We start from the raw sequence: 26,931 nt of genomic DNA on the forward strand, positions 1-26,931 counted from the left end.
TTTTTCTTTATGCTGGCTGAAATTATTATCGCTTGTCAACCCGGCGGCAAAATCCGATATTTGGCGCGGCTGCTGTGAGCGTCGCCGCAGCCGTAAAGGAATGACATCATCAATCAGGGAAAGCGCCGTGCATAACGCCAATAAAAACTTTTGGCCGCGGCTGATACCCTGCAACCTAAGAGCTTCTATCATGACGAAAATGAACCGCCTGGCGGCCGCGCTGATCGCCGCACTGATCTTGCCGACCGCGCAGGCCGCGCAGCAGCAGGATATCGACGCCGTTATTCAGCCGCTGATGAAAAAATATGGCGTACCGGGCATGGCGATCGCCGTGTCGGTCGACGGCAAACAGCAGATTTACCCGTATGGCATCGCCTCGAAGCAGACCGGCAAACCGATCACCGAGGAGACGCTGTTCGAAGTGGGCTCGCTGAGCAAAACCTTTACCGCGACGCTGGCGGTCTATGCGCAGCAGCAGGGCAAGCTGTCGTTCAACGATCCGGCCAGCCGCTATCTGCCCGAGCTGCGCGGCAGCGCCTTCGACGGCGTCAGCCTGCTGAATCTGGCGACGCATACCTCCGGCCTGCCGCTGTTCGTGCCGGACGACGTCACTAACGACGCCCAGCTGATGGCCTACTACCGGGCCTGGCAGCCGAAACACCCGGCGGGCAGCTACCGCGTCTATTCCAACCTCGGCATCGGCATGCTGGGCATGATCGCCGCCAAGAGCCTCGACCAGCCGTTTATCCAGGCGATGGAACAGGGGATGCTGCCGGCGCTGGGCATGAGCCACACCTACGTTCAGGTGCCGGCGGCGCAGATGGCTAACTATGCGCAGGGTTACAGCAAGGACGATAAGCCGGTGCGGGTCAACCCCGGCCCGCTGGACGCCGAGTCTTACGGCATCAAATCCAACGCTCGCGATCTGATTCGCTATCTGGACGCCAACCTGCAGCAGGTGAAGGTGGCGCAGCCGTGGCGCGACGCGCTGGCCGCGACGCACGTCGGTTATTACAAGGCGGGCGCGTTCACGCAGGATCTGATGTGGGAGAACTACCCGTATCCGGTGAAACTGTCGCGTTTGATTGAAGGCAACAACGCCGGGATGATCATGAACGGCACGCCGGCCACCGCCATCACGCCGCCGCAGCCGGAATTGCGCGCCGGCTGGTATAACAAAACCGGCTCCACCGGCGGTTTCTCCACCTACGCGGTATTTATCCCGGCGAAGAATATCGCCGTGGTGATGCTGGCCAACAAGTGGTTCCCGAACGACGATCGCGTCGAAGCGGCTTACCACATCATCCAGGCGCTGGAGAAGCGCTGACGGTCAGGGGCGCCGGCGAGGCGCCCCTACCACCGGTGCTGCCGTTCACGCCGCTCGCGCATGAAATCGATAAAGGCGCGCAGCTTGAGCGGCAGATGCTTGCCGGCGGGAAAGTAGATGAAAAAGCCCGACGCTTCGCTGGCGTAACCCGGCAGCACTTCCACCAGTTGCCCCTGCGCCAGCTCCTGCAACACCGTGCCCTGAAAACGCTGTGCGATACCCAGGCCCGCCAACGCCGCATCCTTGAGCAGCCGATCTTCGTTAAAAATCAAACTGCCGCTGACGTCCAGCGCGCGTTCATCGTCGCCCAGGCTGAAATACCAGGGTTCCAGTTTGCCGCTGCCGGGAAAACGGTAGCGCAGGCAGTGGTGAGCGGGCAGATCGTCCGGCGTGGCCGGTACGCCGCAGCGCGCCAGATAGTCGGGCGAGGCGACCAGCACCCGACGCTGGCCGTTGTCGATCGGCACGGCGATCATGTCCTTTTGCAGCATGGCATGCATGCGAATGCCGGCATCGAAACTGCCCAGCACCAGATCGGAAAAGCGGTCTTCGGTAAAAAGTTCCAGCTGCACGTCGGGATAGCGCCGTTGAAATTCCGCCAGATGCGGCATTACCAGCAGAGAAGCGGCCAGCTGCGGCAGCGTAATGCGCAGCAGGCCCGCCGGCTGCGCGCCCAGAGCGCGCACGTCGTCCGCCGCCACGTCGATCTGGCTCATCGCCGGCGATACCTTCTGATAGAACAACCGGCCCTCGTCACTGAGGCGCACCGAGCGGCTGGTGCGGTGAAATAACCGCACTCCCAGCTGATTCTCCAGCGCCTGAATGTTTTGCGACACCGCCGGCGGCGTGACGCCCAGTTGGCTGGCCGCGCGGGTAAAGTTGCCCAGGCGCGCGACGGCTTCGAAATAGGGCAACAGCTGCAGGAGTGAACTCATCTATCAATAACCTGTGCTTAATGATTCATTAAATTATGCCTTATTTTAATTTATGACGAAGGTTTTAGACTGATTTAACTTTCCATCAGAGAGATGAAAATCATGTCGGCAGAACAACGGGCGTTAACAGAACGGATCGCGGCGATCGATCAACAGGCGATGGCCGAAGGGCGCATCGTGGGTAGCGTAGTGCTGGTGGCGCGGCGGGGCGAGATTTGCTACGCCGGGGCGGCCGGCTATGCCGATCGCGAAGCGCGGCGGCCGATGCGGCGAGAAACGCAGTTTCGACTGTCGTCGGTCTCCAAACCCTATACCACGCTGGCGGCGCTGCGCCTGATTGAGCAGGGCAAGCTGAGCCTGGACGACGCGGTCAGCGACTGGCTGCCGTGGTTCACTCCGGCGTTGGCGGACGGCCGGCGCCCGGCGATCAAGATTCGTCATTTGCTGAGCCACACCGCCGGGCTGGACTATCGGCTGAACCAGCCGCCGGCGGGCGTTTATCATCAGCTGGGGATCCAGGACGGCGTGGAGCTGTCGACGCTGACGCTGGAGCAAAACCTGCGGCTGTTGGCACAGGCGCCGTTGCTGTCGGCGCCGGGGGAGCGCTTCAATTATTCGCTGGCGATCGACGTGCTTGGCGCGGTGCTGGAACGGGTGACGGGCATGCCGCTGCCGCAGCTGTTTGTCGAATGGGTGGCGCGGCCGCTGGGGCTCGGCAATACCGCGTTTTATGCGACGGACGCCGCGAATCTGGCGACACCGTATTACAACACGCCGCAAGGGCCGCAGCGCATGCATGAAGGCCTGCGGCTGGCGCTGCCGGAGGAGATGGCGGGGGGCGAGGTACTGTTTTCACCCGCGCGGGCGCTTAACGCCGGGGCCTATCCTTCCGGCGGCGCGGGCATGGTCGGCGATGCCGACGATGTGCTGCGGCTGGTGGAGGCGCTGCGTAGCGGCGGGCAGGGCATGTTGCGGCCGGACACGGTGGCGTTGCTGCGCAGCCCGCACGTGGGGGCGCAGGCGCAAACGCAAGGGCCGGGCTGGGGATTCGGTTTCGGCGGGGCGCTGCTGGTGGATGCAGAAGCGGCGCAGACGCCGCAGCATGCCGGCACGCTGACCTGGGGCGGCGTTTACGGCCACAGCTGGTTCTTTGATCCACAGGCGCAGCTGAGCGTGGTGATACTGACCAACACCGCGTTTGAAGGCATGTGCGGCCGCTATCCGCAGCAGATCCGCGATGCGGTTTACGCCGCGGAAATGGGGTAAATAAAAAGGGCCCCGCAGGGGGCCCTTGATCAGGCTGTCAGGCGATTACTGCGCCGGTGCCGGAGCGGGTTCCGCTTCCTGCGCTGGTTCAGCGTCTTCCGCCGGGGCGCCCAGCATGGCGAACTGGCCGATGAACTCTTGCAGCGACATCTTGTTGCCGTTGAGGTCAACCTGGTTGTCGGCATAGTGGAACTTGCTCGCGATCACGCCGTCTTTCTGGGTGGTCAGCTTGAACATCTGGCCCATGGCCGCCAGGCCCTGCACTTGCTGCTGCGCCAGTTTCTGCGCGTCTTCCGCATTGTAACCCTGCAACAGCGCGGTTTTCGCGGTCACTTCGGTGGCCATCGCTTCCGGAATGGTCAGGTTGATATCCAGCTTTTTAACCGCCTGCGCGATCAGCTGATCCGGCGATTGCGCCGGGGAGGCGGCCTTGCTCGGATCGGTCAGCGCCAGATCCAGCGTGAAGGTGCTCTCGCCCTTGCTGTTTTTCCAGCTCAGCGGCGCGATGCTGAGGCTCGGGTTGCCTTTCAGCAGCAGCGGCAGGTTCTTTTGCAACAGCTCGGCGTTTTGCTGCTCATACACGGCCGGATCCAGGTTCTCGCCCTGTTGCAGCAGCGCCATGGTCTGGCGGTTGTAGCTGTCGGCGAAGTCTTTCAGCGCCTTGCCGTCGACGTTGTCGATTTTCAGCGCCAGCTTGCCGGCGCCGAAATCGTTGCCCTGCACCTTGAGCGCGTCCATGGTGTAGTCGATCTGGCCGCCGATGTTGCTGCTGCCTTGCTCGCCGAACTTGCTCACCAGGTTGAAACCGTCCAACGCCACGGTATCTTTACCGTCGATCGTCAGTTTGAACTGCTTCAGCGTCATCGTCTGATCGCCGAGCTTCACGCCGAACTTGCTCTCGTTGCTGTTGCCCTTCAGGTTGAAGCCCTGGAAGGTGATCTGCTCGTTTTGACCGAATTCGTTCGGGCTGGCGAACACGATATTGTCGCTATTGGCGTCCAGCACGAATTTTTTCAGATCGCTGGACACATCGGCGTTAATGGTGGCGCCGCTGAATTTCAGCGAAGACTTATCCTTCTGGTAGTCCAGCGGGATGATGTCGATGGCGGACGAGGTGTCCCCGCTGTAAGAGATGCGCGAATCGGCGGTAAACAGCGATTTGCCTTTGGTGGTGTCAAACAGACCTTTCACCGCCGGGGTATTTTCCAGCTCGGTATGCACCGACGCCATGCTCGGCAGCAGATTGAATTTTTTCAGCTGGGCGAAGGGGAACGGGCCGTGATCGATGGTTTCCAGGAACGCCACTTCTTCGCCGGCTTTCAGCGCCGCGTCTTCACTGGTATCCGTGCCGTCGGAGCGCAGCACATAACGCACTTTACTGCTGAACAGGCCGCGCTGGTAATTTTCATAGCTCAGCTTAACCCCGGCTTTCGGCAGGTAAGCTTTCAGCTGGCCGTTGGCGTTGTCGACGACTTCGCCCATGTGCTGCTCGATCAGTTTCCCGGTGTACCAGGATGCCCCGGTCCATGCTGCGCCAAGAACCACAATGACGCTGACAGCGACTAACGATTTTTTCATAGCTCTGTTTCATCCTTTTTTCTTATCACCCTCCGTTGCGCGGGAGGGGCAAATAGGGGCCGAAAATAAACGCCCGCAGGCGTTTAATTGTGGGGGTAGCTCTCGCTTTCAGCAAGCAATTTGCTGAAATTTATCAACGGTTAGGCCAGCTGGTTATAAACCCTGGCGATGCGGCCGCTGCCGCTGACGTTGACCGGGGATTCGAAAGCCCCGATAAAGCAGGATTCGCCCGGTTTGAGCGTCAGGCGTTGCCCGGATTTTTCCAGCGTCGCTTCGCCGGTGACGCAGAACACGATGGCGGCGCTTTGCTGCGCCAGCGCCTGCGGGGCGGTGGTCAAATCGTGCAGCGAGAAGGCGAAATCCTCCACCGGAATCGGGAAGAACAGCTCGTTGTCGCGCGGCTCCGGCTGGGTCAGCAGGCCGGAAGCCGGCTGCGGGCGGAACTGCAGATTGGCCAGCAGCTCGGGCACGTCGATAAATTTCGGCGTCAGGCCCGCGCGCAGCACGTTGTCCGAGTTGGCCATCACCTCCAGCGCCACGCCTTTCAGGTAGGCGTGCGGCGTTTCGGCATACAGGAACATTGCTTCGCCCGGCGCGAGCTGCACCACGTTCAGCAGCAGCGGTGAGAACAGGCCGCTGTCGTCCGGATAGAAGCCGGCGATAAAGCGTACGGTGTCCCAGGGTTCCCCCTGCTGGTTGTTGAGCGCGGCTTTCAATACGCCGAGCGCCAGCGACTTTTGCTCGCCGCTCATCGTCAGCAGGCTGGCGAACAGGGTTGCGAGATGCGCGGTGTCCGGCTGTTGCAGGAAGGCGGCGATGTCGTGGTGTGCGCCGGCGATCGGTTGCAGCAGGGAAACGATATCGGCCAGTTCGCGAAAGCCGTTCATCGCCAGGAACGGCGTGAGGGCGAACACCAGCTCGGGCTTGTGGTTGGGATCTTTATAGTTGCGTTCGGCTGCGCTCAGGGGGATGCCGGCGGCATTCTCTTTCGCGAAGCCGATTTCGGCCGCCGCTTTGCTCGGGTGAACCTGGATCGACAGTGGCTGATCGGCGCAGAGTACTTTAAACAGGAACGGCAACTCGCCAAAGCGGCTGGCGACGTTGGCGCCCAGCTGTTTTGGCTGGTCTTCATCGATAAGAAAGCGCAGCGAACGCAGCTCGCCGTCGGCGCCCGGCACGCGGGAAGGGCTCTTGGGATGGGCGCCCATCCACAGTTCGGCCATCGGCAGATTATCAGGGTTGGCGATGCCGTAAAGACGGGTCAGCGCATCGTGGCTGCCCCAGGCGTAATTCTGTACCGCGTTGGTCATTTTTTGCATGTCGATAAACGTCCTTAGCGTCATTGCCGTACCGGATGGCAATAACTTACTGATTTTATAAGGTTAGTTAAATCTGTGCCGACAACCATCATACGCCCGCGTCGGCAGGAAAAATCATGGGCGCGATCAAAACAACGCCGAATAACGTCGCGCCCGGCAACGGGGCCAAAGTATAGCGTGATAACGATCGGCGCCTCAATTGGCGCGCAGGCCTCAAGGCGGCCCGGAAAACCCGCCGTTCGATTATTTTTTGAACCGGCGGGATTATTGCCGATAGTCCGCTCATCCTGCCGCATTATTTATTATTCAGCATGTCAAAATATGACTGCTGAATTTATTTTTTACCGTCTGAGCCATTCCCTTATTATTATTTTCGCGCTGCGCCGGGCGATCACACGCCGAGCTTAAACCTGCGCGTCAGATCCCTTTACCGTAACGGCTAACGAGTCGATTTAACAAAACCAGAGGTCTGTTGCATGAAAAAACTGTTGTTGCTGTTGGGGCTTTGCGCCGGCGCAGCCCAGGCGGCGGTGATCGTCACCTATCCCTACGCGGCGCCGCGCGCCGTGGCGATCGCGCCGGCGCCGATCGTCGTTGCACCCGCGCCGGTCGCGGTTCCCGCCGCGATCGTGCCCGTGGCGCACCCGTTGGCGCTCACCGCCGGCGCGGTGGCGACCGGGGCCTATCGGCATCATGAACGGCAGGACGCCTACGACGAGATCAATCATCTGCAGCAACAACGTATCGATGAGCTCAATCATTTACAGGCGCAGCGCATCAATAATTTTAATTCGCGTCATCCGCGTTAATGAGTAGCCACACTTTTATTCTCCTGGCTCATTCCCGGCCGTTTATTTCGCCGCGGGTTAACCGATGGAAAATAACCGCGTCGTTAATGGGTAAAAAAGATGAAACGTGCTGTGAGATAACTCTCTTAATGCGAATAGTTATTATGTCACTATACTGGGAGTGCATGCCGACGGGGGGTAGCGCGTCGGCCTAACCCTACGATTTTAGGAATTATGCTAAGGAGATAATGATGGCAGGCGTTCGTATCGAAAAAGACTCTATGGGCCCCATCGAAGTACCGGCCGACAAGCTGTGGGGCGCGCAAACCCAGCGTTCGTTGGCGCATTTCCGCATTTCCTCCGAAAAGATGCCGACCGCGCTGATCCACGCGCTGGCGTTGACCAAGCGCGCCGCCGCGCAGGTGAACGTGGATCTGGGGCTGCTGCCGGCCGAACGGGGCGCCGCCATTATCAGCGCCGCCGACGAAGTGCTGGCGGACAGCCATGCCGACCAGTTCCCGCTGTCGATCTGGCAAACCGGCTCCGGCACCCAGACCAACATGAACATGAACGAAGTGTTGGCCAACCGCGCCAGCGAGCTGCTGGGCGGCGTGCGCGGTGAAGAGCGCAAGGTGCACCCGAACGACGACGTCAATAAAAGCCAGAGCTCCAACGACGTGTTTCCCACCGCGATGCACGTGGCGGCGGTGATTGCGCTGCGCGAACATCTGATCCCCGAGCTGAAAGTGCTGCACAAGACGCTGAGCGACAAGGCCGAAGCCTACCGCGACATCGTCAAAATCGGCCGTACCCACCTGCAGGACGCCACGCCGCTGACCCTGGGGCAGGAGATCTCCGGTTGGGCGGCGATGCTGGCGCACAATCTGAAACACATCGAGGACAGTATCCCGCACATCGCCGAGCTGGCGCTGGGCGGCACGGCGGTCGGCACCGGGCTGAACACCCATCCGGAGTACGCGGTGCGCGTGGCTAAAGCGCTGGCGGAGTTGACCCATCAGCCGTTCGTCACCGCCCCGAACAAGTTCGAAGCGCTGGCGACCTGTGACGCGCTGGTGCAGGGGCATGGCGCGCTGAAAGGGTTGGCGGCCTCGCTGATGAAGATCGCCAACGACGTGCGCTGGCTGGCTTCCGGCCCGCGCTGCGGCATCGGCGAAATTTCGATCCCGGAGAACGAACCGGGCAGTTCCATCATGCCGGGCAAGGTCAACCCGACCCAGTGTGAGGCGATGACCATGCTGTGCGCCCAGGTGCTGGGCAACGACGTGGCGGTAAACATTGGCGGCGCGTCTGGCAACTTCGAGCTGAACGTGTTCCGCCCGATGGTGATCCACAACTACCTGCAGTCGATTCGCCTGCTGGCCGACGGCATGCAGGGCTTCAACGAGCACTGCGCGGTGGGCATCGAACCGAACCGCGATCGCATCACCCAGTTGCTGAACGAATCGCTGATGCTGGTGACGGCGCTTAACACCCACATCGGCTACGACAAGGCGGCGGAAATCGCCAAGAAAGCGCACAAGGAAGGGCTGACGCTGAAAGCCGCGGCGCTGAAGCTGGGCTACCTGACCGAAGCGCAGTTCGACGAGTGGGTGCGGCCGGAAGCGATGGTTGGCAGCATGCAGAAATGATTGATCTGTGAGGCAACCGGGGGCTTACTGAGGTAAGCCCTTTTTTTTGTGGAGAAATCAAGATGTCGCGCGCACAACGTTTACTCGATCTGATGCAGCTGCTGCGCAGCCACCGTTATCCGGTGGCGGGCCATGCGCTGGCGCAGACGCTGGGCATCAGCATGCGCACGCTGTACCGCGATATCGCTACGCTGCAGCAGCAGGGGGCGGAGATCGCCGGCGAGGCGGGCGTCGGCTATGTGCTGCGCCCCGGCTTTATGCTGCCGCCGCTGATGTTCTCGCAGGCGGAGACAGAAGCGTTGGTGCTGGGCATGCGCTGGGTCAGCCGCCGCGGCGACAGCCAGCTGGCGAGCGCGGCGGGCCAGGCGCTGGCCAAGATCGCCGCCGTGCTGCCACCGGCGCTGCGGGAGGAGCTGGAGGCCAACACGCTATTGATCGCGCCGGTTCAGGCACCGCCGGTGGCGGATGCGATGCGGGTGCTGATCCGTGACACCATCCGCCGCGAGCGCAAGCTGCATATCGGCTATCTCGATCTGGCGGGGCAGCGCAGCGAACGCCTGCTGTGGCCCTTTGCGCTGGGCTTTTTCGACCAGCTCCAGGTGCTGGTCGCCTGGTGCGAGCTGCGCCAGGCGTTTCGCCATTTTCGCCTCGATCGCATTCAGGCCGCTACGCCGTTGGAACAGCGCTATCCGCGCGGAAGGCGGCGGCTGCTGAAAGAGTGGCGCCTCAGCGAGGGCATTGCGGAGCAATAGCGGCACGCTGCTGCCATAAACTGTCAGTAGCGCGCTTTAGTCTGTGCCTATCGGGAACCGGCCGGTTCCCATCACCCTGAGGACAGACCGATGACTCTTCCCAGCATGACCCTGCTTTACGTCGACAACCCGCTGAACAGCGCCGCCTTTTATCAACGCTTACTGGGACAGGCGCCGGTGGAACTTTCTCCCGGCTTCGCCCTGTTCGTGCTCAACAACGGCTTTAAGCTGGGGATGTGGGCCAAACAGGGGGTAAAACCTGCGGCGACCCTGACCGGCGGCGGCGGTGAACTGGGCTTTTTGTGCCAGGATCCGCAAGAGGTCGAGGCGCGCTATAACCAGTGGCGCGAACTCGGGCTGCCGATTGAGCAAACGCCGACCGAGATGGCGTTCGGTTACACCTTCGTGGCGCGGGATCCGGACGGCCATCGCCTGCGGGTGTATGCCCTCAGCGAGTAGCGTCGTCGGTATACAGGTGCAGGCGTGGCACCAGCAGCCGCAGCGGCCGGGCGTCGGGTTTGTAACGGTGTTTCACCGCGTCGACGTCGTAGTTGAGCAGCTCGCCAATCTTCGGCACCGCGGCGCCGTTTTCAACCTGACACAGGGCGATCAGCGGCAGCGGGCAGGGGTGTTGCACCTGTTTTTGCTGCTGCTGATACCACACCCGGGCGATCGGCTGCACTTTGACCGGCCGCTTGATTTTCAGCGTCGCGTGCTGCGGCAGGCGGCTGACGTCGTCTATCTCGCGGCTGACCAGGGCAGCCCACTGTTCACGGCTGTGCGGCGGCACCGCGCGGCCGGCTTTCAGGCTTTTCTCCAGCTGCGCCAGGATGTCGTCCCGCTTGACGTTTTTGATGATGTGCTTGTTGGCCCAGCCAAAGCGCACGGAGTCGGGATTGGTCAGGGCGGTGAGGGTGCGATAGGCGCTGAGGGTAATCAGCCCGTGCAGATGGGTGTGCACGAACTCGAAACGCTGCTCCGGCGCCAGGCCGGAATCGACGGTGATAATCTGTTCCAGCTCGCCCTTCAGGCGATTGATCAGCGCCAGCTGCGTTTGCAGCACCTGATACTCCGGCTGCTCCACCGCCAGACAGATGACGCCGGGCAGGCGAACGGCGGCCTTGCTGCTGACATTCTCCCGGTTATGGTGGATAAACAGCCGCTGATAGTGCTCCAGCGCCAGATCGCGCGCCGCTTGCCCTACATGCTGTTCGACCGCGATATGTGAGATGGCCTGATGTTCCTGGCCTTTTTCAACCTCCGGCAGGCTGAACACCCGCGCCGCCAGCAACCGCAGCGGGACGATCTGCTGCTGCAGCGCGCCGAGCGCCTGCTCCAGTTCGGTAAAGCAGGCGTTCATCCGGCCAATCACATCGTATCTGCTCATCGCACCTTCCTGTTTTAGTTACAACATACTATAGGAGAGTAGCAGACTGGGGGCAACATAGGCTACCGGGGAAAAGGCGGCTTCATTGGCCACCCGGCTTATCAGCGGAAAATACGCCATAACGGTCTTTGGCGGCAGGGCGCGCAATACACTCTGTATGCGTAGTGTTTTGATTAATTTATGGATTTTCTCCTGTTCGTTTGTGTTTTGTTTAATCCATTTTCCGCTCGCCGTTGTCCAAACGCTGGAACAAACGGAATGGCAGGACGCGATGAGCCCTTGGGGTTATCTTTTCTTCTGTCATTAACGGGCGCTTTAAACGGAGGTTCACTGTGGATATTAAACAGAAAGTCAAAAACATGACGCTGGAAGAGAAAATCGGGCAAAAAATCATGCTGGATTTTCGCTACTGGGATCGGAGCGGTAGCAGCAATCAGGATATGACCGTTCCCGATGAAGCCATTGGCAAGCTGATCGCCGATAACCACGTGGGTGGGGTGATCCTGTTTGCCAATAATCTGAAAGACAAGCAGCAGATCAACACATTGACGGCCTGGTATGCCGCGATGAAAACCCACGCGGGCATTCGTTTGTTTATTGGCACCGACAACGAAGGCGGTAACGTTTTCCGGCTGCCGCGCGGCGACTATGCCTCATTTCCCGGCAATATGGCGCTCGCAGCGGCGATTGAGGGCGGTGCGGATAAACATCTCGCCGTTGAACAAGGCAAACTGATGGCCCAGGATATGCGCGCGTTGCATATCAATACCAACTTTGCCCCGGTCGTGGACGTCAACACCAACCCGTTCAATCCGGTGATTAACGTTCGCGCCTTCAGCGATGATAAGAACACCGTTTCCCGTCTGGCAGAGAAAATGGTGGCGGGCATGAAACAGCAGGGGCTGATCACCGCGTATAAACACTTCCCCGGCCATGGCAGCACCTCCACCGACTCGCACACCGGTTTGCCGCGCGTCGATCGCACGCGGGAAGAGGCTTTTGCCATCGATATCGCTCCTTACAAGCAGGCCATCGATCGCTGCGCGGCGCCGGACATGGTCATGACCGCCCATATTCAGTATCCGGCACTGGATAACCGCCAGATAGACACCCGCAGCGGTGAAAAAATCACGGTGCCGGCCACCATGTCGCATGAAATTCAGACCCGCATCCTGCGCGATGAGCTGGGTTATGCCGGCGTAACGATTTCAGACGCGCTGGATATGGGCGCGATTGCCGAGCATTTCAGCCAGCAAGTGGCCGCTGAAAACGTCTTTGCCGCCGGGGTGGATATTGCCCTGATGCCTGTCAGCATCGCCTCGCCGGCCCAGACGCGCTTGCTGCCGGATCTGATCCGTTACCTTGCGGACAGGGTGAAAACGAGCCATCTCAACGAAGCCGATATCGATGCCTCGGTCGAGCGAATTTTGCGCCTCAAATTACGCCATAACCTGATGGGGCATCGCGATCACCCCTGTTCCAACGACGCTTCGTCCTCAGCGCACAAGCTGGAAAAACGCATCGCCGATCGCTCCATTACCGTGGTGATCAATCGCCACAGCCTGTTGCCGTTGAAGGGCAAAACGCTGCGCTACTTTATTTTGACCCCGTGGGGCGAGCAGGCCAACGGCATTGCGCGCGTGATGGCGCAGGAGGGGTATCAGAACGTCGTTGCCGCGAAGGAAACGGAGCTGAGCGACGCCCAGGTCAGAGAGCATATTGCCGGCTGCGACGTGTTCCTGCTCGGAACGCTGTCAACCCGCTTTACGCCTGCCGAGCAGGATGGGGTGGTGACTTCCGCAACCGGAGCGGGCAATGAAGGCAGTCCTTATCCGGGCTGGTTGAAATACGCTGCCGAGCAAGGGAAAAAACGCGTTCACCTCTCACTGCGCGCCCCTTACGATATCGTGAACTATGCCGCAGAGGTGGAGGCGGCCGTCGCCACCTACGCCTACTACGGTTATGACAGCGGCGTGTGGCGCGGCCCTTCGATGGTCTCTTTGGCGCAGGTGCTGACGGGTAAAATCAAACCGCAGGGCAAATTGCCGGTCAACACCTGGCATGACTACGATGCGGAAACCAATACGGGCAAGGTGGCGTTCCCTCGCGGGACTGGGCTGAGCTGGTGATGGGATAAGGACACCGGCGTCGTCTGAAAAAGGCGACGCCGGCAGCTTGATAACGGGCAGTTTCTTGCTCTGCACGCAACGACATGGGATAACCGTCACTCACGGAAGGAGAATCAGGATGCCGACAGGCGCAACAAAATTAGGCGGATGGCTGTTGATGGCCGCCATGCTGGGCGTGAGCGGATGCGCCAAGCCACCCGAACCGGAGAAGCCCCCGCGGCCGACACCGCCGATAACACCGATGCGGGGCATCTGGCTGGCCACGGTCATTGGCCTGGACTGGCCGCCGGCGGCCTCCCTGAAGGCGGAAACCGCGCAAGAGCGGGTTTGCCAGCAGAAACAGGGGCTGACGGACGCGCTGGACGAGATGGTGAAAACCGGGATTAACACGGTCTATTTTCAGGTTAAACCGGACGGCACGGCCCTGTGGCGCTCAAACATCTTGCCCTGGTCTGAGGTGTTGACCGGCACCGTTGGCCAGGATCCCGGCTATGATCCGCTGGCCTTTATGCTGCAAGAAGCGCATCGGCGCGGCATCAAGGTGCATGCCTGGCTGAACCCTTATCGGGTTTCCATGAATACCCGCCCACAGACGATTGAGGCACTCAATCATACGGTGCAGTCGCCGCCGGCCAGCGTCTATGCGCTGCATCCCGACTGGATACGCACCGCCAACGAGCGCTTCGTGCTCGACCCCGGCCTGCCCGACGTGCGCAACTGGATCACCGGCGTGGTGGCTGAAATAGTCAAAAACTACGATGTCGACGGCATTCAGTTTGACGATTATTTCTATTACGAAACGCCGCAATCGCCGCTGGATGATGAACGAACGTATCGCGCATACGGCAAAGGATTTGCAGACAAAGCCGCCTGGCGCAGAGACAACACGCTGCAATTGATAAAACAGGTGTCAGCCGCCGTCAAAGCATTGAAGCCCGAGGTTGCGTTTGGCGTCAGCCCGGCGGGCGTATGGCGAAACAAAGCGGACGATCCTGACGGTTCGGCGACGCGGGCAGGCGCGCCATCGTACGATACGGCCTATGCCGATACGCGCCAGTGGGTAAAACTGGGGCTGCTCGATTACATCGCACCGCAGCTGTATTGGCCTTTTGATCGCGAAATTGTCCGCTACGACGTGCTGGCCAACTGGTGGGCCGAGGTGGTGAAAGGCACGTCGGTTCGGCTCTATGCCGGGGTGGCGCTGTATAAAGTAGGCACGCCTGCCGCCGGTGAGCCGGCCTGGGCCGTCGAGGGCGGCGTTCCCGAACTGAAAAGGCAGCTCGATCTCAACGAAAGCCTGCCGGGAATGGGGGGAACCATCCTGTTCCGGCAACGCTATCTGACTGAGCCGCAAACGGATAAGGCGGTGGAGTACCTGCGCACCCGCTGGAAAACCGGTCAATAATCACAGGCACTGGCATGACAAGCCGCGGCAAACCACCGCGGCTTTTTCTCTTCAAAGGCGCGCCGCTTCCGGCAGGCGTTTCAGGTAATGCACTACCAGCAGCGCCAGCAGCAGCATCAGGCTGATGAACGCCGCCACGCCATTCCAGCCGAAACTGTGCCAGAACACGCCGCCGAGGGTGCCGGCCACGCTCGAGCCGACGTAATAGCAGAACAGATACAGCGACGACGCCTGGCCTTTGGCGCGGCGCGCGCGGCGGCCGATCCAGCTGCTGGCCACCGAGTGGGCGGCGAAAAAGCCGGCGGTGAACAGCATCATGCCGATAAAGATCGCCGGCACCTGCGGCAGCGCGGTAATCAGAATCCCGATCAGCATAATTACGATCGAGGCCAGCAGCACCGGGCCGCGCCCGAAGCGCGAGGTGAGCGCGCCGGCCTTGGGCGAGCTGTAGGAGCCGGTGAGGTACACCACCGACAGCAGGCCGACGATCGCCTGGCTCAGGTGGTAAGGATCCGCCAGCAGGCGATAGCCGATGTAGTTGAACAGGGTGACGAAGCTGCCCATCAGCAGGAAACCTTCCGCGAACAGCAGCGGCAGGCCCTTATCGTGCCAATGCAGTTTGAAATTGATCAGCAGGGTGCGCGGGCGCAGCGAGCTGGCGCGAAAATGCCGCGAGGCGGGCAGGATGCGCCAGAACATGCAGGCGGCGGCGAGGGCGAACAGGCCGATAACCCCGAGCGACACGCGCCAGGAGAAGAAGTCGGTCAACACCCCGGTCACCAGGCGGCCGCTCATGCCGCCGATCGAGTTGCCGCTGATATACAGCCCCATCGAGAAGGCGACGAAGCTGGGATGGATCTCTTCGCTGAGATAGGTCATGCCGACCGCCGCCACGCCGCTCAGCGACAGGCCGATCAGCGCGCGCATCAGCAAAATGCCGTGCCAGCTGGTCATAAAGGCGCAGATCAGCGTGCAGACCGCCGCCAGCAGCAACGCCACCACCATCACCGATTTGCGGCCGATGGCGTCGGACAGCGGCCCGGTAAACATCAGGCCGATCGCCAGCAGGCCGGTGGAGACCGAAAGCGACAGGCTGCTTTCCGCCGGCGAGACGCCGAAATCTTGCGACAGCACCGGCAGGATCGGCTGCACGCAGTAAAGCAACGCGAAGGTCGCCAGCCCGGCGGAAAACAGCGCCAGCGTTACGCGCATAAACTGCGGCGTGCCGCGTTCGATGTAAGGGAGTTTGTTGTTGAGGGTGGAGCGTTTTACTTTTGGCGCAGCGGCCGCGTCATCGTTGGCGGCCAGCGTCGACGGCATCGCGGCCGCAGAACGCACAGGGGTTGTCACAGCGTTTCCTTACCGAACTTCGGGGAGATAAACAGACACTTTGCAGATAACAAAATGATAGGGAGCGGCGATTTTTTTGTCTAATATATTAATAATTAAAATTAAGACGTTTTAAATATGAATATCGAATTGAGACACCTGCGTTACTTTATCGCCGTGGCGGAAGAGCTGCATTTTGGCCGCGCCGCCGAGCGGCTGCGCATCTCCCAGCCGCCGCTCAGCCAGCAAATCCAGGCGCTGGAGGAGATGGTCGGCGCGCGGCTGCTGGCGCGCAACAACCGCAACGTCAGTTTGACCCAGGCCGGGGAGATGTTCCTCAAAGAAGCCTATCAGGTGCTCGATCAGGTCGGGCGCGCGGCGGAAAAGGCGGCGCGTCTGGATCGCGGCGAACTGGGGGAAATGACCATCGGCTTTACCTCTTCCGCGCCCTTTATCGGCGTGGTGTCGCGCAGCCTGCGCGCCTTTCGTCAGCACTCGCCGCAGGTGCATATCAAAATGCGCGAAATCAACACCAAACAGCAGATCGAACCGCTGCTGAACGGTGAGCTGGATCTGGGGGTGATGCGCAACACGCGGCTGCCGGAAGCGCTTCACTATCAGCTGCTGCTGCGCGAACCGCTGGTGGCGGTGGTGCCGCAAGGGCATCCGCTGGCGGAAACGCCCGGCGGCGCGCTGCGTTTCCAACATCTGGCGCAGGAGCCGTTCGTGTTTTTCTCGCGCGAAGTGGGCACCGCGCTGTACGACGAAATTCTGCTGCTGCTCGGCAAGGCCGGCATAACTCCGTACATCACCCAGGAAGTGGGCGAAGCGATGACCATCATCGGGCTGGTCTCCGCCGGGTTGGGGGTGTCGATTCTGCCGGCCTCTTTCGCCCGGGTGCGGGTGGACGGCGTGCGCTATCTGCCGCTGGCGGAACCGGACGCCACCACCGAAGTGTGGCTGGTGCATCACCGCCGGCGGCCGCTGACCGCTGCGGCGCAGGCGCTGATGGCGTTGATGCTCAAATGACGCCGAAACCGGGTAAATAAAACTCGATTCACGCTGAAATTGCGAGGAATTTGTGCAGCAAATCACATAACGAATCAAATAGTTGACGCTGTATGACAAAAGCCCCACCATAACCCCTAGTCTTTATTTAGAAGCGCGAAAAATAGTAGGAGCAGGTTTGTGATTGCGGTTGGGCAGCCTGGGCATATCGATCAAATCAAGCAGACTAATGCGGGGGCGGTTTATCGGCTAATCGATCAACTGGGCCCGATTTCGCGCATCGAACTGTCAAAACGCGCGCAGCTGGCGCCCGCCAGCATCACCAAGATCGTGCGCGAACTGCTGGAAGCCCACCTGGTCAAGGAAACCGAGTACCAGGAAATCGGCAGCCGGGGCCGCCCGGCGGTGGGACTGGTGCTGGACACCGAAGCCTGGCATTACCTGTCCGCCCGCATCAGCCGCGGCAGCATCACGCTGGCGCTGCGCGATCTCAGCAGCAAACTGGTGGTGGAGGAACAGCTGCCGCTGGCGGCCGAACACCCCGAACCGCTGTTGAAACGCATCCTGACCGAAGTCGATCAGTTCTTTATCCGCCACCAAAGCAAGCTGGAGCGGCTGACGGCGATCGCCATCACGCTGCCGGGCATGATCGACGTGCAGTCCGGCGTGGTGCATCGCATGCCGTTTTACGACGTGCTGGAGATGCCGCTCGGCCCGGCGCTGGAAACCCGCACCGGCCTGCCGGTTTACCTGCAGCACGACATCAGCGCCTGGACCATGGCCGAGGCGCTGTACGGCGCCTCGCGCGGCAGCCAGAACGTCATTCAGGTGGTGATCGACCACAACGTCGGCGCCGGGGTGATCACCGGCGGCCATGTGCTGCACGCCGGCAGCCACAGCGTGGTGGAGATCGGCCACACCCAGGTCGATCCTTACGGCAAACGCTGCTACTGCGGCAACCACGGCTGTCTCGAGACCGTGGCCAGCATCGAGAACATGCTGGAGATCGCCCAGCAGCGGCTGAGCGGCTCGATGAGCTCCAGCCTGCACGGCGCGCCGCTGACCGTCGAATCACTGTGCGACGCCGCGCTGGCGGGCGATCAGCTGGCGCGGGACATCATCCTCGGCGTCGGCCACAGCGTGGGGCGTATTCTGGCTATCATGGTCAACCTGTTCAATCCGGAGAAGATCCTGGTGGGCTCGCCGCTCAACCGCGCGGCGGAGATCCTGCATCCGGCCATCGCCTCCTGCATTCGCCAGCAGGCGCTGCCGGCCTACAGCGAGCAGGTCAAGGTCGAATCCACGCAGTTCTTCAATCAGGGCACCATGCCCGGCGCGGCGCTGGTGAAAGAGGCGCTGTACAACGGTTCATTGCTGGTGCAGCTGCTGCAGGGCTAACATCAGAACTTCTTATTAATCCCGCAAAAGATTGAGCTACCTCAAGCCCCTATGGGGGCGCATCCCCTAGAATTTTTCCGCAAGACTTCTTCGCCGCCGGTGCGGCGACACATTGTTAACGGGGCATTCTGGGGCATTTTATTCATGTTGAAGCGTTTATTTGTGACAGGCACGGATACCGACGTCGGTAAAACCGTGGTTTCCCGCGGGTTGATGCAGGCGCTGGCCGCCGATGGCCGTTCGGTGGCTGGCTACAAGCCGATCGCCGCGCGCTGCCAGGAAACCAGTGAGGGCATCCGCAATAAAGACGCTTTGGTGTTGCAGGCCACCTCAACCCTGCCGCTGTCCTACGAGGAGATCAATCCCATCACCTGCCTGGATGAGGTGTTTCACGCGCATGCAACCGAGGACATCAACTATGGCGTGATGAGCAGCGGTCTGCGCGATCTGTCCGCCAAAGCCGACACGGTGGTGGTGGAAGGCAGCGGCGGTTGGCGGGTGCTGATGAACGATCTGCGGCCTTACGCCGAGTGGGTGGTGCAGGAACAGCTGCCGGTGGTGCTGGTGGTGGGCATCAAACTGGGCTGCGTCAGCCACGCGCTGCTGACCGCGCAGTCGATCATCAACGACGGTCTGCCGCTGCTGGGCTGGGTGGCCAACCGCATCAACCCGGGGTTGGCGCACTATGCCGAAACCATCGCGGCGCTGCAGCAGCGCATTCCCGCGCCGCTGCTGGGTGAAATTCCGTATCTGCCGCGCGCGGAGCAGCGCGAACTGGCGCACTACCTCGATATTTCCACGCTGCTGTAAGCCCGTTCAGGCGCAGAGCGTCGCCAACAGCCGGGCGGCGATCAGCAGGCCCAGCCCATACACCGTGTGGGTGAGCAGGCTGAGGAGCCGCGCTTTTCGTGGGTAGGCGGTTTTTGCCGCCGCCACGCCAAAGCCCAGCGCGGGCTGCATCACCAGAAACGGCGCCGCCAGGCTCAGCCAGCCGCTCAACAGCGCGATGAGCGGCTCCGGCGTCGCATACCACCCGCTGCCCGCCAACCCGAGCGGGATAAAGGCAAACGCGATGCCGATGGCGTAATGCAATATCCAACCCATTTCTCTCTCCCCCCGGCGCGGCGGCGCCGTAACGATGGTGGCGTGAAACCAGCGGCCGTCGAATATGCCGAGAAACCAACGGCCCACCAGCGCATAATCGAGAGAAGGGATGCCGAAGCGCCGCTTCAGCAGCAGCGCCCACAGATCCATGCAGAGGGTGGCGCCGGCGCCGGTTAACAGGATGCGCACTAACAGATCGGGGGTCATAGGGTGTCCTTGGCTCAGTGACGTGATAATGTGCGCACAGTGTGCAACTTAAAGTCGGCTTCAAGTCAATGGCAAAAGAACTGGATATCGGCGCGGTGGCGCGCCTGAGCGGAGTCGCGCCTTCCGCGCTGCGGCATTACGAGAAGAAAGGGCTGATCGCGTCGACGGGCCGCCACGGTTTGCGCCGCCAATACGCCGCCGGCGTGCTTGACCAACTGCGGCTGATCGCGCTGGCGCGCCTGGCCGGTTTTACGCTGGACGAGATGAGCGCCTTGTTTGACGAACGGGGCAAGATAGCGCTCGATCGCGGGCTGCTGGCGGCGCGGGCGGATGAACTGGATCGCCATATCCAACGCCTGATGCAGGTGCGCGACGGGCTGCGCCACATGGTCGATTGCCCTGAACCCGAGCACCTGCAGTGCCCGCAGTTCAGGAAAATCCTGCAGCAGGGCGAGTTCTAAGCCTCGCGTTTGGGCGGCGGCGCCGAGTGATACACCGACACCGGCCGCAGACCGCGCGACACGGTGGTGGCGATCACACACGAGAGCAGAATGCCGGGCAGCAGCGCGTATTCGCCGGTCATTTCAAACACCATCAGCGCCGCCATGATTGGCGCATGGGTGGTGGCGGCCAGCAGGGTGGCCATGCCGGTCAGCGCCAGCAGCAGCGGCACCGCCGCATCCATGCCCGGCCACAGGCCAAACAGCTGACCGATGATCGAACCGAGCGCGGCGCCGACGAACAGCGTCGGGGTGAAGACCCCGCCCGGCGCGCCCGACCCGCTGCTGGCGAGGATCGCCAACAGTTTGCACACCAGGATCGCCCCCAGCAGCAATACCCCCGGCGGCGCGATCAGCAGCGCCTGTACCACGCTGTAACCATTGCCCCATACCTGCGGGAACAGCAGAGAAAGCAGCCCGACGATCAGGCCGCCCAGCGCCAGCTGCAACGGCGGCTTCAACCGCAGCGAACGGAACGCGCGGCCGGTGGCGGTCATCAGCCATAAAAACAGCGGCCCGCCGGCGCCGGCCACCACGCCGACCAGCGCCATCAGCAGGTATTGCGTCGGCAAGGGGGCGGCGAGCGGCGTCACCAGATAGAGCGGCGCCTGGCCGCCGTTGAGCAGGTTGGTCATCAGCAGTGCGCTGACCGCGGCGATCACCACCGGGCCGAGCGAGGCCAGCATCAGGGTGCCGAACAGGATCTCGGCGATAAACAGGCTGCCCGCCAGCGGCGCATGATAGGCGCTGGCCATCCCGGCGGCGGCGGCGCAGGCCACCCACAGTTTCCACTCTTTCTCGTGCGTAAAGCGCTGGGCGAACAGCGAGCCCACCAGCGCCGCCAGCAGGATCATCGCGCCTTCGCGGCCGATGGCGCTGCCGCTCGACACCACCAGCAGCGACGCCAGGCACTTCACCAGGCTGGCGCCGGTGTCCAGCTTGCCGTTGCCGGTCTCGATCGCTTCCATATAGTCGGTGGGCGCCGCCGGGCGCTGGTGGCGGTAGCGCTGATGCATATACAGCAGCAGGCCCGCCGCCAGCCCGCCCAGCGCCGGAGTGAGGGCGCGCCGCCAGCCGGGCAGCGCGGCGGCGGCGGCCACCAGGCTGCCGTCGGCATTGCCGAGCAGCAGCCACTCGAGGCCAATCATCGAACGGTGGAACAGCCACACCGCCAGAGCGGCGGCGACGCCGATGAACACGGCGATAAACAGGCTGCGCAACAGGGCGCGATAGTGGTGCAGGTGGACCAATCTTTTCATGCGTGGGCGGCGTCGTGAGAAAAATCAAAGGGTCATCAGCGCATTGTGCTTGGCGCTCCGGCCGATGACCAGTGAATCTTTAGCAAACTGCGGCGTGGGCGGGGCGGCGAGCGCCCCGGCGTGGGTTATTGCGGCGTCAGCACCCGGCGCGTGCGGCCGGAGCTGAGGTAGTCGGCGATGTAATCCTGCGAGATTTCGCCGCTGTAGCGGCCGTCTTCATCGACGATCGGCATCCAGGAGGTGTTGTGCTCGTACAGCTTCGACAGCACCACGCGCAGGTTCTCCTCCGCACGGGCGGTGACGCGGAAACGGTGCAGGCTGTCGGCGCAGACGCCCGGCGCGCCGCGCGCCGCGCGGCGCTTGACGTACCCCAGCGGCTTGCCGTCGGCGTCCACCACCGTCACCGAGCGGGCGTCGATATCGTCCATCAGCCCGAACGCTTCCACTAGCGGCGTCTCCCGCCGCACCGTCACCGTTTCCTGTTGATCGGCCACGTCGCCGGCCTGCACCAGCAGCAGGCGCTTCAGCGTGCGATCCTGGCCGACAAAGGAAGCGACGAAGTCGTTGGCCGGCCGCGCCAGCAGCTCATCGGCGCTGGCGTTCTGCACGATTTTGCCTTGGCGGAACACCGCGATGCGATCGCCGAGCTTCAGCGCTTCGTCGATGTCGTGGCTCACCAGCATCACGGTCTTTTTCAGCTGGCGCTGCATGTCGAGAAACTCGTTCTGGATGGTTTCGCGGTTGATCGGATCCACTGCGCCGAAGGGTTCATCCATCAGCAGCACCGGTGGATCGGCCGCCAGCGCGCGGATCACGCCGATGCGCTGCTGCTGCCCGCCGGACATCTCTTTCGGGTAGCGGTGCAAAAAACGCTTGGGATCCAGCGCCACCATGCTCATCAGCTCCTCGGCGCGATCGTGGCAGCGTTTTTTGTCCCAGCCCAGCATGCGCGGCACCACGGTGATGTTCTCCTCGATGGTCATGTTGGGAAACAGGCCGATCTGCTGGATGACGTAGCCGATTTTGCGGCGCAGGCTGACGGTATCCAGCGCGCTGGTGTCTTCGCCGTTGACCAGAATGGTGCCGCCGGTGGGTTCGATCAGGCGGTTGATCATCTTCAGCGTGGTGGTTTTGCCGCAGCCGGAAGGGCCGAGCAGCACGCAGATTTCGCCTTCCGGCACGTCCAGATTGATGTTGTCTACGGCGTTGAACGGCGTGCCGTTCTTTTGCATGAACTGTTTGGTCAGATTTTCCAATTTAATCATGAGCGGATCCCCTTGGGCGTTAGCGCAATTTGCAAGCGGTGCAATAACCAATCGAGGACGATCGCCAGCAGGCTGATCATCACGGCACCGGTAATCAACTGGCGGATGTCGCTGCTGCTGATGCCGTTGAGCAGCAGCAGGCCGAGGCCGCCGGCGCCGATCACCGCAGCGATCGCCATCACGCCGATATTCATTACCACGGCGGTGCGGATGCCGCCGAAAATCACCGGCAGCGCCACCGGGATCTCCACCCAGCGCAGGCGTTGCCAGAACGTCATGCCGATGCCGCGGCCGGCTTCGCGCAGCCCGCCGGGCAGGTTGTCGAGCGCGGTGTGGGTGTTGCGCACGATTGGCAGCAGCGAGTAAAGGAACACCGCGGTGATCGCCGGCACGTAGCCGATGCCGTGGCCGATTAAGGAAAACAGCGGGATCATCAGCCCGAACAGGGCGATGGAGGGCACGGTCAGCACCAGCGTGGCCAGGCTCAGCACCGGCGTCGCCAGCCATTTGTGGCGGACGATCAGCACGCCGAGCGGCACGCCGATCAGGATCGCCAGGCCGACGGCGACGCCGACCAGCAGCAGATGTTCCAGCGTCAATCCGGCGATATAGGCCCAGTTTTGCCAGGCGTAAAGTATGGTATTCATCATGCCTCCCTATATCAGGCCGCGCTGCTTGAGGAACGCATCGGCGACCTGTTGCGGCGTCTGGTAGTCGATATCCACCCTGGCGTTAAGCTCGGTGATCACCTGATTGTTGAACTGTTTCGACAGCGTGTTCAGCGCCTCTTCCAGCCCCGGCGTGTTTTGCAACACGTCGGCGCGCACCACCGGCGTGACCGCATAGCTCGGGAAGTAACCCTTGTCGTCTTCGAGCACCTGCAGATCGAAGCCTTTCACCCGGCCGTCGGTGGTGTACACCAGCCCGGCGTCGACGAAGCCGTCGCGGATGGCGTTGTAGACCAGGCCGGGATCCATCTGGCGGATTTGCGGGCGATCCAGCGGCATGTTGTACAGCGCCTGCATCGGCTTCAGGCCGTCCGAGCGGCCGGCAAACTCCAGATCCAGCCCCAGCAGCCAGTTGTGTTTCGGGTCGGTTTTACGCACCTGTTCCACTTTGGCCACCAGCTGCGACATGGTGCGAATCTGCTCTTTTTCCGCGCGCTGGCGCTGCATGGCGAAGGCGTAGGTGTTGTTCATGTCCGCCGGCTGCAGCCACACCAGGCCGAGTTTGGCGTCGAGCTTTTTCACCGTGTCGTAAGTTTCCTGCGGCGTCATGCGCTTATTGATGTGGTTAAAGATGATCAGCGAGGTGCCGGTGTATTCCCAGGTCATGTCGATCTGTTTGTTGATCATGGCGTTGCGGGTGATCACCGTGGCCAGATTGGTCTTGGGTTCGACCTGAAAACCTTTGGCCCGCAGGTATTGCACGGTGATCGCCGACAGAATGCGCTGTTCGGTGAAGTTCTTGCTCGCCAGCGTCAGCGGGGCGGCCCAGGCGGCCGCGCCGGTCATCAGCAAGGAGAACAGCAGCGCGTGGCGGAGTCGTTGTAACCATCGAGTCATCGCGTTTCTCCCATCAGGATGCGGTGTGCGGGCTGAGCCGGCGGCCGAGACCGGCCAGCGCCAGATCGAGCAGCAGGGCGATCAGCGCGGTGGCGGCGGCGCCGAGGATCAGCGTCGGGAAGTCGTTCAGGTAGATGCCGGGGAAGATCAGTTCGCCGTAGCTGCTGGCGCCGATCAAAAACGCCAGCGGCGCGGTGCCGACGTTGATCGCCATCGCGATGCGCACCCCGGCGAAGATCACCGGCAGGGCGTTGGGCAGTTCGACCTGGCGCAGCCGCTGCCCGGCGGTCATGCCAATACCGTTGGCGGCCTCGACCAGCGCCGGCGGCACCGAACGCAGGCCGGCATAGGTATTGCGCACGATGGGCAGCAGCGAGGCGAGGAACAGCGCCACCACCGCCGGCCGGTCGCCGATGCCGATGATCACCATCGCCAGCGCCAGCACCGCCAGCGGCGGCAGGGTGTTGCCGACGTTGAAGATCTGCATCACGTGCTCCGCCCAGCGGCGGGCGAAAGGGCGGCTCAGCAGGATGCCGCTGGGAATGCCGACCAGCAGCGACAGCAGCATGGAGCACGCCACCAGGAACATGTGCTGCTGGCCGAGGTAAATCAAATCTTCCCGGCGCGACTTGAGGGTTTCCCAGCCGATGCCGTAAACCAGCAGCGCGACGACGGCGATAAACAGCAGGCTCCCGAGGAGCAGGCGCCGGTATGGCGCTGACTTGTGCATGATGTTGCGTCCTCCGTTGCGCGGAGCGGCCGATAGGCGGCGCATTCCGCTCTGATTGTTACCCACTGCCCGGCGGGCGTGGTGGTACAAAACGGGCGTTTCGCATGAGGTTAGCGAGATTGAGCGAAGGGTGCGTTCGGCACAGCGTGCTGAACGTAGGCTCAATACGTGAGTTAATCAGCATAAGATACTGATATTTAAACCCGAGAAAGCACGAAGCCCAAAGGCGCCGGCTAGGGAAGGTATAGCACCCTGACGTTGAGCGTGCCAAGTTTTATGAACAAAATCAGCTGATTGAGTTTGCCCAGATTGGCGCCGCAGACCGCGTCAGCGCTGGGATGCGAGGAAAGTAAAAAAAATCCGCAGCAAAACGTTACGCCGTAACAATCAGTCCAAATGGTGCGATTCGCCGCCGGCAAAGGCAGGATGTGAGGGCGGATAGACTCGGCGCAGACGCTTGCTGATATACTCAGGGAAAATAAAAACGCCAGGAAGCCTGCATAACGCCATGACAAATAACGTTTCACCCGCACCCATCGCCCACCGCCCGCTGATCCTGATCGCCTGCATGCTGGCGATGTTCATGTCGGCGATCGAAGCCACCATCGTCGCCACCGCCATGCCGACCATCATCGGCGATCTCGGCGGCTTTTCGCTGCTGGGCTGGGTGTTCGCGGTCTATTTGCTGGCGCAGGCGATCACCATTCCCATCTACGGCCGGCTGGCGGATCTCTACGGCCGCAAGCGGGTGTTCTTCTTCGGCGCCACGCTGTTCCTGCTGGGATCGGTGCTGTGCGGCTTCGCCCCCGACATGTATTGGCTGATCGGCTTCCGTCTGCTGCAGGGGCTGGGCGCCGGCGCCATCATGCCGATCGCCTCCACCATCATCGGCGACATCTACAGCGCCACCGAGCGGCCGAAGGTGATGGGCTACCTGTCGAGCGTGTGGGGCGTGTCGGCGATCATCGGCCCGCTGCTGGGGGCGTTTATCGTGCAGCACCTGCCGTGGGCGCTGGTGTTCTGGGTCAACCTGCCGATCGGCCTGCTGGCGATGTTCTTCCTCTGGCGCTATCTGCCGGCGCATCAGCAGCTGCGGCGGCACGCGCTGGATCTGGCGGGCACCGCCTGGCTGACGCTGTTTGTTTCGGCGCTGCTGCTGGCGCTGTTGCAGATGGAAAGCCTGGGATGGTGGGTGGCGCCGTTGCTCGCGCTGGCGGCGGCGTCGCTGGCGCTGCTTGTCCGCCAGGAGCGGCGCGCGGTCGAACCGCTGTTCCCGCTGGCGCTGTGGCAAAGCCGGGTGATCGTCGCCGGCAACATCGGCGGGCTGGTGATCGGCGCGGCGATGATGGGCATCAGCGCCTTCCTGCCTACTTTCATTCAGGGCGTAATGGGCGGCTCACCGCTGGAGGCGGGCACCACGCTGGCGCTGATGTCGATCGGTTGGCCGCTGGCCAGCACGCTGAGCGGCCGTTTGATGCTGATGACCTCGTACCGCGCGACGGCGTTGCTGGGTGCGCTGCTGTTGGTGGCGGGCGGCCTGATCTTGCTGATGCTGCAGCCGACCGGCGGCCTGCTGTGGGGCCGGGTGGCGGCGTTTATGGTCGGCGCCGGCATGGGGTTGTGCAACACCACGTTTTTAGTGTCGGTGCAGAATGCGGCGCATTACAGCATTCGCGGCATCGCCACCGCCTGTACGGTGTTTACCCGCATGGTGGGGTCGGCCATCGGCACCGCGATTTTGGGCGCCACGCTGAACCTCAACCTGCAGTGGCGTTTGCCGGAGGTTGACGATCCGGTGCAGCGGCTGATGGAGCCGGCGGTGCGGCAGAGCATGGGGAGCGAAGCGCTGGCGCAGCTGATCCAGCAGGTGGCGGCTTCGCTGCATTGGGTGTTCCTGGCTTCGGCGTTGGTGTCGTTGCTGGCGCTGGCGGCGGCGATGCTGATCCCGGCGCGTTGTCGACCGCAGGGCGAAGGGGAAGAGGCGGAGCAGGCGTAAGGGAAAAGTAAAGGGCGCGGCTGTGAATGAACTGC

At 62.0% G+C, this 26,931-nt stretch carries 24 protein-coding genes; 13 read left to right on the plus strand and 11 right to left on the minus strand.

The genetic code is table 11. The annotated features are described in order from the left end of the window. The first annotated feature begins 190 nt into the window (after positions 1–190). The gene (gene blaSRT / locus ACJ8PI_RS07185; protein ID WP_060452953.1) at positions 191–1,327 is read left to right on the plus strand and encodes an SRT/SST family class C beta-lactamase; all 1,137 of its coding nucleotides are present in this window, start codon (positions 191–193) and stop codon (positions 1,325–1,327) included. A gap of 26 nt (positions 1,328–1,353) precedes the next feature. On the opposite strand, the gene ACJ8PI_RS07190 is transcribed toward blaSRT, so the two are convergent. After that, positions 1,354–2,262, minus strand: a complete 909-nt coding sequence (locus ACJ8PI_RS07190) for a LysR family transcriptional regulator (RefSeq protein ID WP_164134272.1) — start codon at positions 2,260–2,262, stop codon at positions 1,354–1,356. Between the two features lie 102 nt (positions 2,263–2,364). Here ACJ8PI_RS07190 and ACJ8PI_RS07195 point away from each other — a divergent pair, with 102 nt between their 5' ends. After that, positions 2,365–3,528: a serine hydrolase domain-containing protein gene (locus tag ACJ8PI_RS07195; protein WP_164134271.1), complete on the plus strand. Its 1,164-nt coding sequence runs from the start codon at positions 2,365–2,367 to the stop codon at positions 3,526–3,528. A 45-nt stretch (positions 3,529–3,573) separates the two neighbouring features. Here ACJ8PI_RS07195 and ACJ8PI_RS07200 read toward each other — a convergent pair whose 3' ends face one another. Both ACJ8PI_RS07200 and manA read right to left on the minus strand, forming a co-directional pair. Beyond that, a complete protein-coding gene (locus ACJ8PI_RS07200) occupies positions 3,574–5,106 on the minus strand; it encodes a YdgA family protein (RefSeq protein ID WP_033638429.1) in 1,533 nt (510 codons plus the stop codon). A 140-nt stretch (positions 5,107–5,246) separates the two neighbouring features. Beyond that, positions 5,247–6,425, minus strand: coding sequence for a mannose-6-phosphate isomerase (gene manA / locus ACJ8PI_RS07205; protein ID WP_060425723.1), 1,179 nt, complete (start codon positions 6,423–6,425; stop codon positions 5,247–5,249). 476 nt (positions 6,426–6,901) lie between these two features. Between manA and ACJ8PI_RS07210 the strand changes: the two genes are divergently transcribed. The 4 genes from ACJ8PI_RS07210 (at position 6,902) to ACJ8PI_RS07225 (ending at position 10,073) form a co-directional block, all read left to right on the plus strand. Next, complete coding sequence (locus ACJ8PI_RS07210; RefSeq protein ID WP_033654745.1) at positions 6,902–7,234, plus strand: hypothetical protein; 333 nt, start codon at positions 6,902–6,904, stop codon at positions 7,232–7,234. Between the two features lie 230 nt (positions 7,235–7,464). Then, a complete protein-coding gene (gene fumC / locus ACJ8PI_RS07215; protein WP_033638434.1) occupies positions 7,465–8,862 on the plus strand; it encodes a class II fumarate hydratase in 1,398 nt (465 codons plus the stop codon). 62 nt (positions 8,863–8,924) lie between these two features. Next, positions 8,925–9,614 (plus strand): helix-turn-helix transcriptional regulator, encoded by a 690-nt coding sequence (locus tag ACJ8PI_RS07220; protein ID WP_049196822.1) that lies wholly within the window; start codon positions 8,925–8,927, stop codon positions 9,612–9,614. A gap of 90 nt (positions 9,615–9,704) precedes the next feature. Further along, positions 9,705–10,073: a VOC family protein gene (locus ACJ8PI_RS07225; protein ID WP_033638436.1), complete on the plus strand. Its 369-nt coding sequence runs from the start codon at positions 9,705–9,707 to the stop codon at positions 10,071–10,073. Here ACJ8PI_RS07225 and tus read toward each other — a convergent pair. Next, positions 10,063–11,001 (minus strand): DNA replication terminus site-binding protein, encoded by a 939-nt coding sequence (gene tus, locus ACJ8PI_RS07230; RefSeq protein ID WP_164134270.1) that lies wholly within the window; start codon positions 10,999–11,001, stop codon positions 10,063–10,065. The genes ACJ8PI_RS07225 and tus overlap by 11 nt on opposite strands. 332 nt (positions 11,002–11,333) lie before the next feature. Here tus and ACJ8PI_RS07235 point away from each other — a divergent pair, with 332 nt between their 5' ends. Both ACJ8PI_RS07235 and ACJ8PI_RS07240 read left to right on the plus strand, forming a co-directional pair. Then, positions 11,334–13,130 carry a glycoside hydrolase family 3 protein gene (locus ACJ8PI_RS07235; protein ID WP_164134269.1) on the plus strand — a complete coding sequence of 599 codons (1,797 nt, stop codon included), beginning with the start codon at positions 11,334–11,336 and terminating at the stop codon, positions 13,128–13,130. A 118-nt stretch (positions 13,131–13,248) separates the two neighbouring features. Beyond that, positions 13,249–14,535 carry a glycoside hydrolase family 10 protein gene (locus ACJ8PI_RS07240; RefSeq protein ID WP_442528086.1) on the plus strand — a complete coding sequence of 429 codons (1,287 nt, stop codon included), beginning with the start codon at positions 13,249–13,251 and terminating at the stop codon, positions 14,533–14,535. A gap of 51 nt (positions 14,536–14,586) precedes the next feature. On the opposite strand, the gene ACJ8PI_RS07245 is transcribed toward ACJ8PI_RS07240, so the two are convergent. Beyond that, entirely contained in the window at positions 14,587–15,855 is a 1,269-nt protein-coding gene (locus tag ACJ8PI_RS07245; protein ID WP_031300458.1) for an MFS transporter, read from the minus strand. Positions 15,856–16,002: 147 nt separating this feature from the next. Here ACJ8PI_RS07245 and ACJ8PI_RS07250 point away from each other — a divergent pair, with 147 nt between their 5' ends. From ACJ8PI_RS07250 to bioD, 3 genes are all read left to right on the plus strand, one after another. Next, a complete protein-coding gene (locus tag ACJ8PI_RS07250; protein ID WP_033638441.1) occupies positions 16,003–16,893 on the plus strand; it encodes a LysR substrate-binding domain-containing protein in 891 nt (296 codons plus the stop codon). Positions 16,894–17,052: 159 nt separating this feature from the next. Then, a complete protein-coding gene (mlc, locus tag ACJ8PI_RS07255) occupies positions 17,053–18,270 on the plus strand; it encodes a sugar metabolism global transcriptional regulator Mlc (protein WP_004938526.1) in 1,218 nt (405 codons plus the stop codon). A 144-nt stretch (positions 18,271–18,414) separates the two neighbouring features. After that, complete coding sequence (gene bioD, locus ACJ8PI_RS07260; RefSeq protein ID WP_033638445.1) at positions 18,415–19,080, plus strand: dethiobiotin synthase; 666 nt, start codon at positions 18,415–18,417, stop codon at positions 19,078–19,080. Between the two features lie 6 nt (positions 19,081–19,086). Here bioD and ACJ8PI_RS07265 read toward each other — a convergent pair whose 3' ends face one another. After that, on the minus strand, positions 19,087–19,581 hold the full coding sequence (locus ACJ8PI_RS07265) for a DUF2938 family protein (RefSeq protein ID WP_089187171.1): 495 nt from the start codon (positions 19,579–19,581) through the stop codon (positions 19,087–19,089). 68 nt (positions 19,582–19,649) lie between these two features. Here ACJ8PI_RS07265 and ACJ8PI_RS07270 point away from each other — a divergent pair, with 68 nt between their 5' ends. Next, positions 19,650–20,042 carry a helix-turn-helix domain-containing protein gene (locus tag ACJ8PI_RS07270; protein ID WP_033648225.1) on the plus strand — a complete coding sequence of 131 codons (393 nt, stop codon included), beginning with the start codon at positions 19,650–19,652 and terminating at the stop codon, positions 20,040–20,042. On the opposite strand, the gene clcB is transcribed toward ACJ8PI_RS07270, so the two are convergent. The 5 genes from clcB to ACJ8PI_RS07295 all read right to left on the minus strand — a co-directional run bounded on the left by clcB (position 20,039) and on the right by ACJ8PI_RS07295 (position 24,900). Further along, complete coding sequence (gene clcB, locus ACJ8PI_RS07275) at positions 20,039–21,340, minus strand: voltage-gated ClC-type chloride channel ClcB (protein WP_060430135.1); 1,302 nt, start codon at positions 21,338–21,340, stop codon at positions 20,039–20,041. The two genes, ACJ8PI_RS07270 and clcB, sit on opposite strands and share 4 nt — an antisense overlap. 125 nt (positions 21,341–21,465) lie before the next feature. Beyond that, complete coding sequence (osmV, locus tag ACJ8PI_RS07280; RefSeq protein ID WP_164134268.1) at positions 21,466–22,605, minus strand: osmoprotectant ABC transporter ATP-binding protein OsmV; 1,140 nt, start codon at positions 22,603–22,605, stop codon at positions 21,466–21,468. Beyond that, positions 22,602–23,252, minus strand: coding sequence for an osmoprotectant ABC transporter permease OsmW (gene osmW, locus ACJ8PI_RS07285; RefSeq protein ID WP_033638455.1), 651 nt, complete (start codon positions 23,250–23,252; stop codon positions 22,602–22,604). The genes osmV and osmW overlap by 4 nt, the downstream gene beginning before the upstream one ends. Positions 23,253–23,261: 9 nt before the next feature. Further along, positions 23,262–24,119 (minus strand): glycine betaine ABC transporter substrate-binding protein, encoded by an 858-nt coding sequence (locus ACJ8PI_RS07290; RefSeq protein ID WP_230199626.1) that lies wholly within the window; start codon positions 24,117–24,119, stop codon positions 23,262–23,264. Positions 24,120–24,183: 64 nt separating this feature from the next. Further along, positions 24,184–24,900 carry an ABC transporter permease gene (locus ACJ8PI_RS07295; RefSeq protein ID WP_033638459.1) on the minus strand — a complete coding sequence of 239 codons (717 nt, stop codon included), beginning with the start codon at positions 24,898–24,900 and terminating at the stop codon, positions 24,184–24,186. Between the two features lie 508 nt (positions 24,901–25,408). Here ACJ8PI_RS07295 and ACJ8PI_RS07300 point away from each other — a divergent pair. After that, the gene (locus tag ACJ8PI_RS07300) at positions 25,409–26,896 is read left to right on the plus strand and encodes an MDR family MFS transporter (protein ID WP_047567634.1); all 1,488 of its coding nucleotides are present in this window, start codon (positions 25,409–25,411) and stop codon (positions 26,894–26,896) included. The last annotated feature ends 35 nt before the right edge of the window (positions 26,897–26,931 follow it).

The organism is Serratia sp. CY82433, assembly GCF_052166535.1.
In the GTDB taxonomy this organism is placed as follows: domain Bacteria; phylum Pseudomonadota; class Gammaproteobacteria; order Enterobacterales; family Enterobacteriaceae; genus Serratia; species Serratia sarumanii.

What these genes read in the sequence shown, in the direction of transcription:
- blaSRT (WP_060452953.1), top strand. Translation starts at nt 191, where the DNA reads ATGACGAAAATGAACCGCCTGGCGGCCGCGCTGATCGCCGCACTGATC.
- ACJ8PI_RS07190 (WP_164134272.1), bottom strand. Translation starts at nt 2,262, where the DNA reads ATGAGTTCACTCCTGCAGCTGTTGCCCTATTTCGAAGCCGTCGCGCGC.
- ACJ8PI_RS07195 (WP_164134271.1), top strand. Translation starts at nt 2,365, where the DNA reads ATGTCGGCAGAACAACGGGCGTTAACAGAACGGATCGCGGCGATCGAT.
- ACJ8PI_RS07200 (WP_033638429.1), bottom strand. Translation starts at nt 5,106, where the DNA reads ATGAAAAAATCGTTAGTCGCTGTCAGCGTCATTGTGGTTCTTGGCGCA.
- manA (WP_060425723.1), bottom strand. Translation starts at nt 6,425, where the DNA reads ATGCAAAAAATGACCAACGCGGTACAGAATTACGCCTGGGGCAGCCAC.
- ACJ8PI_RS07210 (WP_033654745.1), top strand. Translation starts at nt 6,902, where the DNA reads ATGAAAAAACTGTTGTTGCTGTTGGGGCTTTGCGCCGGCGCAGCCCAG.
- fumC (WP_033638434.1), top strand. Translation starts at nt 7,465, where the DNA reads ATGGCAGGCGTTCGTATCGAAAAAGACTCTATGGGCCCCATCGAAGTA.
- ACJ8PI_RS07220 (WP_049196822.1), top strand. Translation starts at nt 8,925, where the DNA reads ATGTCGCGCGCACAACGTTTACTCGATCTGATGCAGCTGCTGCGCAGC.
- ACJ8PI_RS07225 (WP_033638436.1), top strand. Translation starts at nt 9,705, where the DNA reads ATGACTCTTCCCAGCATGACCCTGCTTTACGTCGACAACCCGCTGAAC.
- tus (WP_164134270.1), bottom strand. Translation starts at nt 11,001, where the DNA reads ATGAGCAGATACGATGTGATTGGCCGGATGAACGCCTGCTTTACCGAA.
- ACJ8PI_RS07240 (WP_442528086.1), top strand. Translation starts at nt 13,249, where the DNA reads ATGCCGACAGGCGCAACAAAATTAGGCGGATGGCTGTTGATGGCCGCC.
- ACJ8PI_RS07245 (WP_031300458.1), bottom strand. Translation starts at nt 15,855, where the DNA reads ATGCCGTCGACGCTGGCCGCCAACGATGACGCGGCCGCTGCGCCAAAA.
- ACJ8PI_RS07250 (WP_033638441.1), top strand. Translation starts at nt 16,003, where the DNA reads ATGAATATCGAATTGAGACACCTGCGTTACTTTATCGCCGTGGCGGAA.
- bioD (WP_033638445.1), top strand. Translation starts at nt 18,415, where the DNA reads ATGTTGAAGCGTTTATTTGTGACAGGCACGGATACCGACGTCGGTAAA.
- ACJ8PI_RS07265 (WP_089187171.1), bottom strand. Translation starts at nt 19,581, where the DNA reads ATGACCCCCGATCTGTTAGTGCGCATCCTGTTAACCGGCGCCGGCGCC.
- ACJ8PI_RS07270 (WP_033648225.1), top strand. Translation starts at nt 19,650, where the DNA reads ATGGCAAAAGAACTGGATATCGGCGCGGTGGCGCGCCTGAGCGGAGTC.
- clcB (WP_060430135.1), bottom strand. Translation starts at nt 21,340, where the DNA reads ATGAAAAGATTGGTCCACCTGCACCACTATCGCGCCCTGTTGCGCAGC.
- osmV (WP_164134268.1), bottom strand. Translation starts at nt 22,605, where the DNA reads ATGATTAAATTGGAAAATCTGACCAAACAGTTCATGCAAAAGAACGGC.
- osmW (WP_033638455.1), bottom strand. Translation starts at nt 23,252, where the DNA reads ATGAATACCATACTTTACGCCTGGCAAAACTGGGCCTATATCGCCGGA.
- ACJ8PI_RS07290 (WP_230199626.1), bottom strand. Translation starts at nt 24,119, where the DNA reads ATGACCGGCGCGGCCGCCTGGGCCGCCCCGCTGACGCTGGCGAGCAAG.
- ACJ8PI_RS07295 (WP_033638459.1), bottom strand. Translation starts at nt 24,900, where the DNA reads ATGCACAAGTCAGCGCCATACCGGCGCCTGCTCCTCGGGAGCCTGCTG.
- ACJ8PI_RS07300 (WP_047567634.1), top strand. Translation starts at nt 25,409, where the DNA reads ATGACAAATAACGTTTCACCCGCACCCATCGCCCACCGCCCGCTGATC.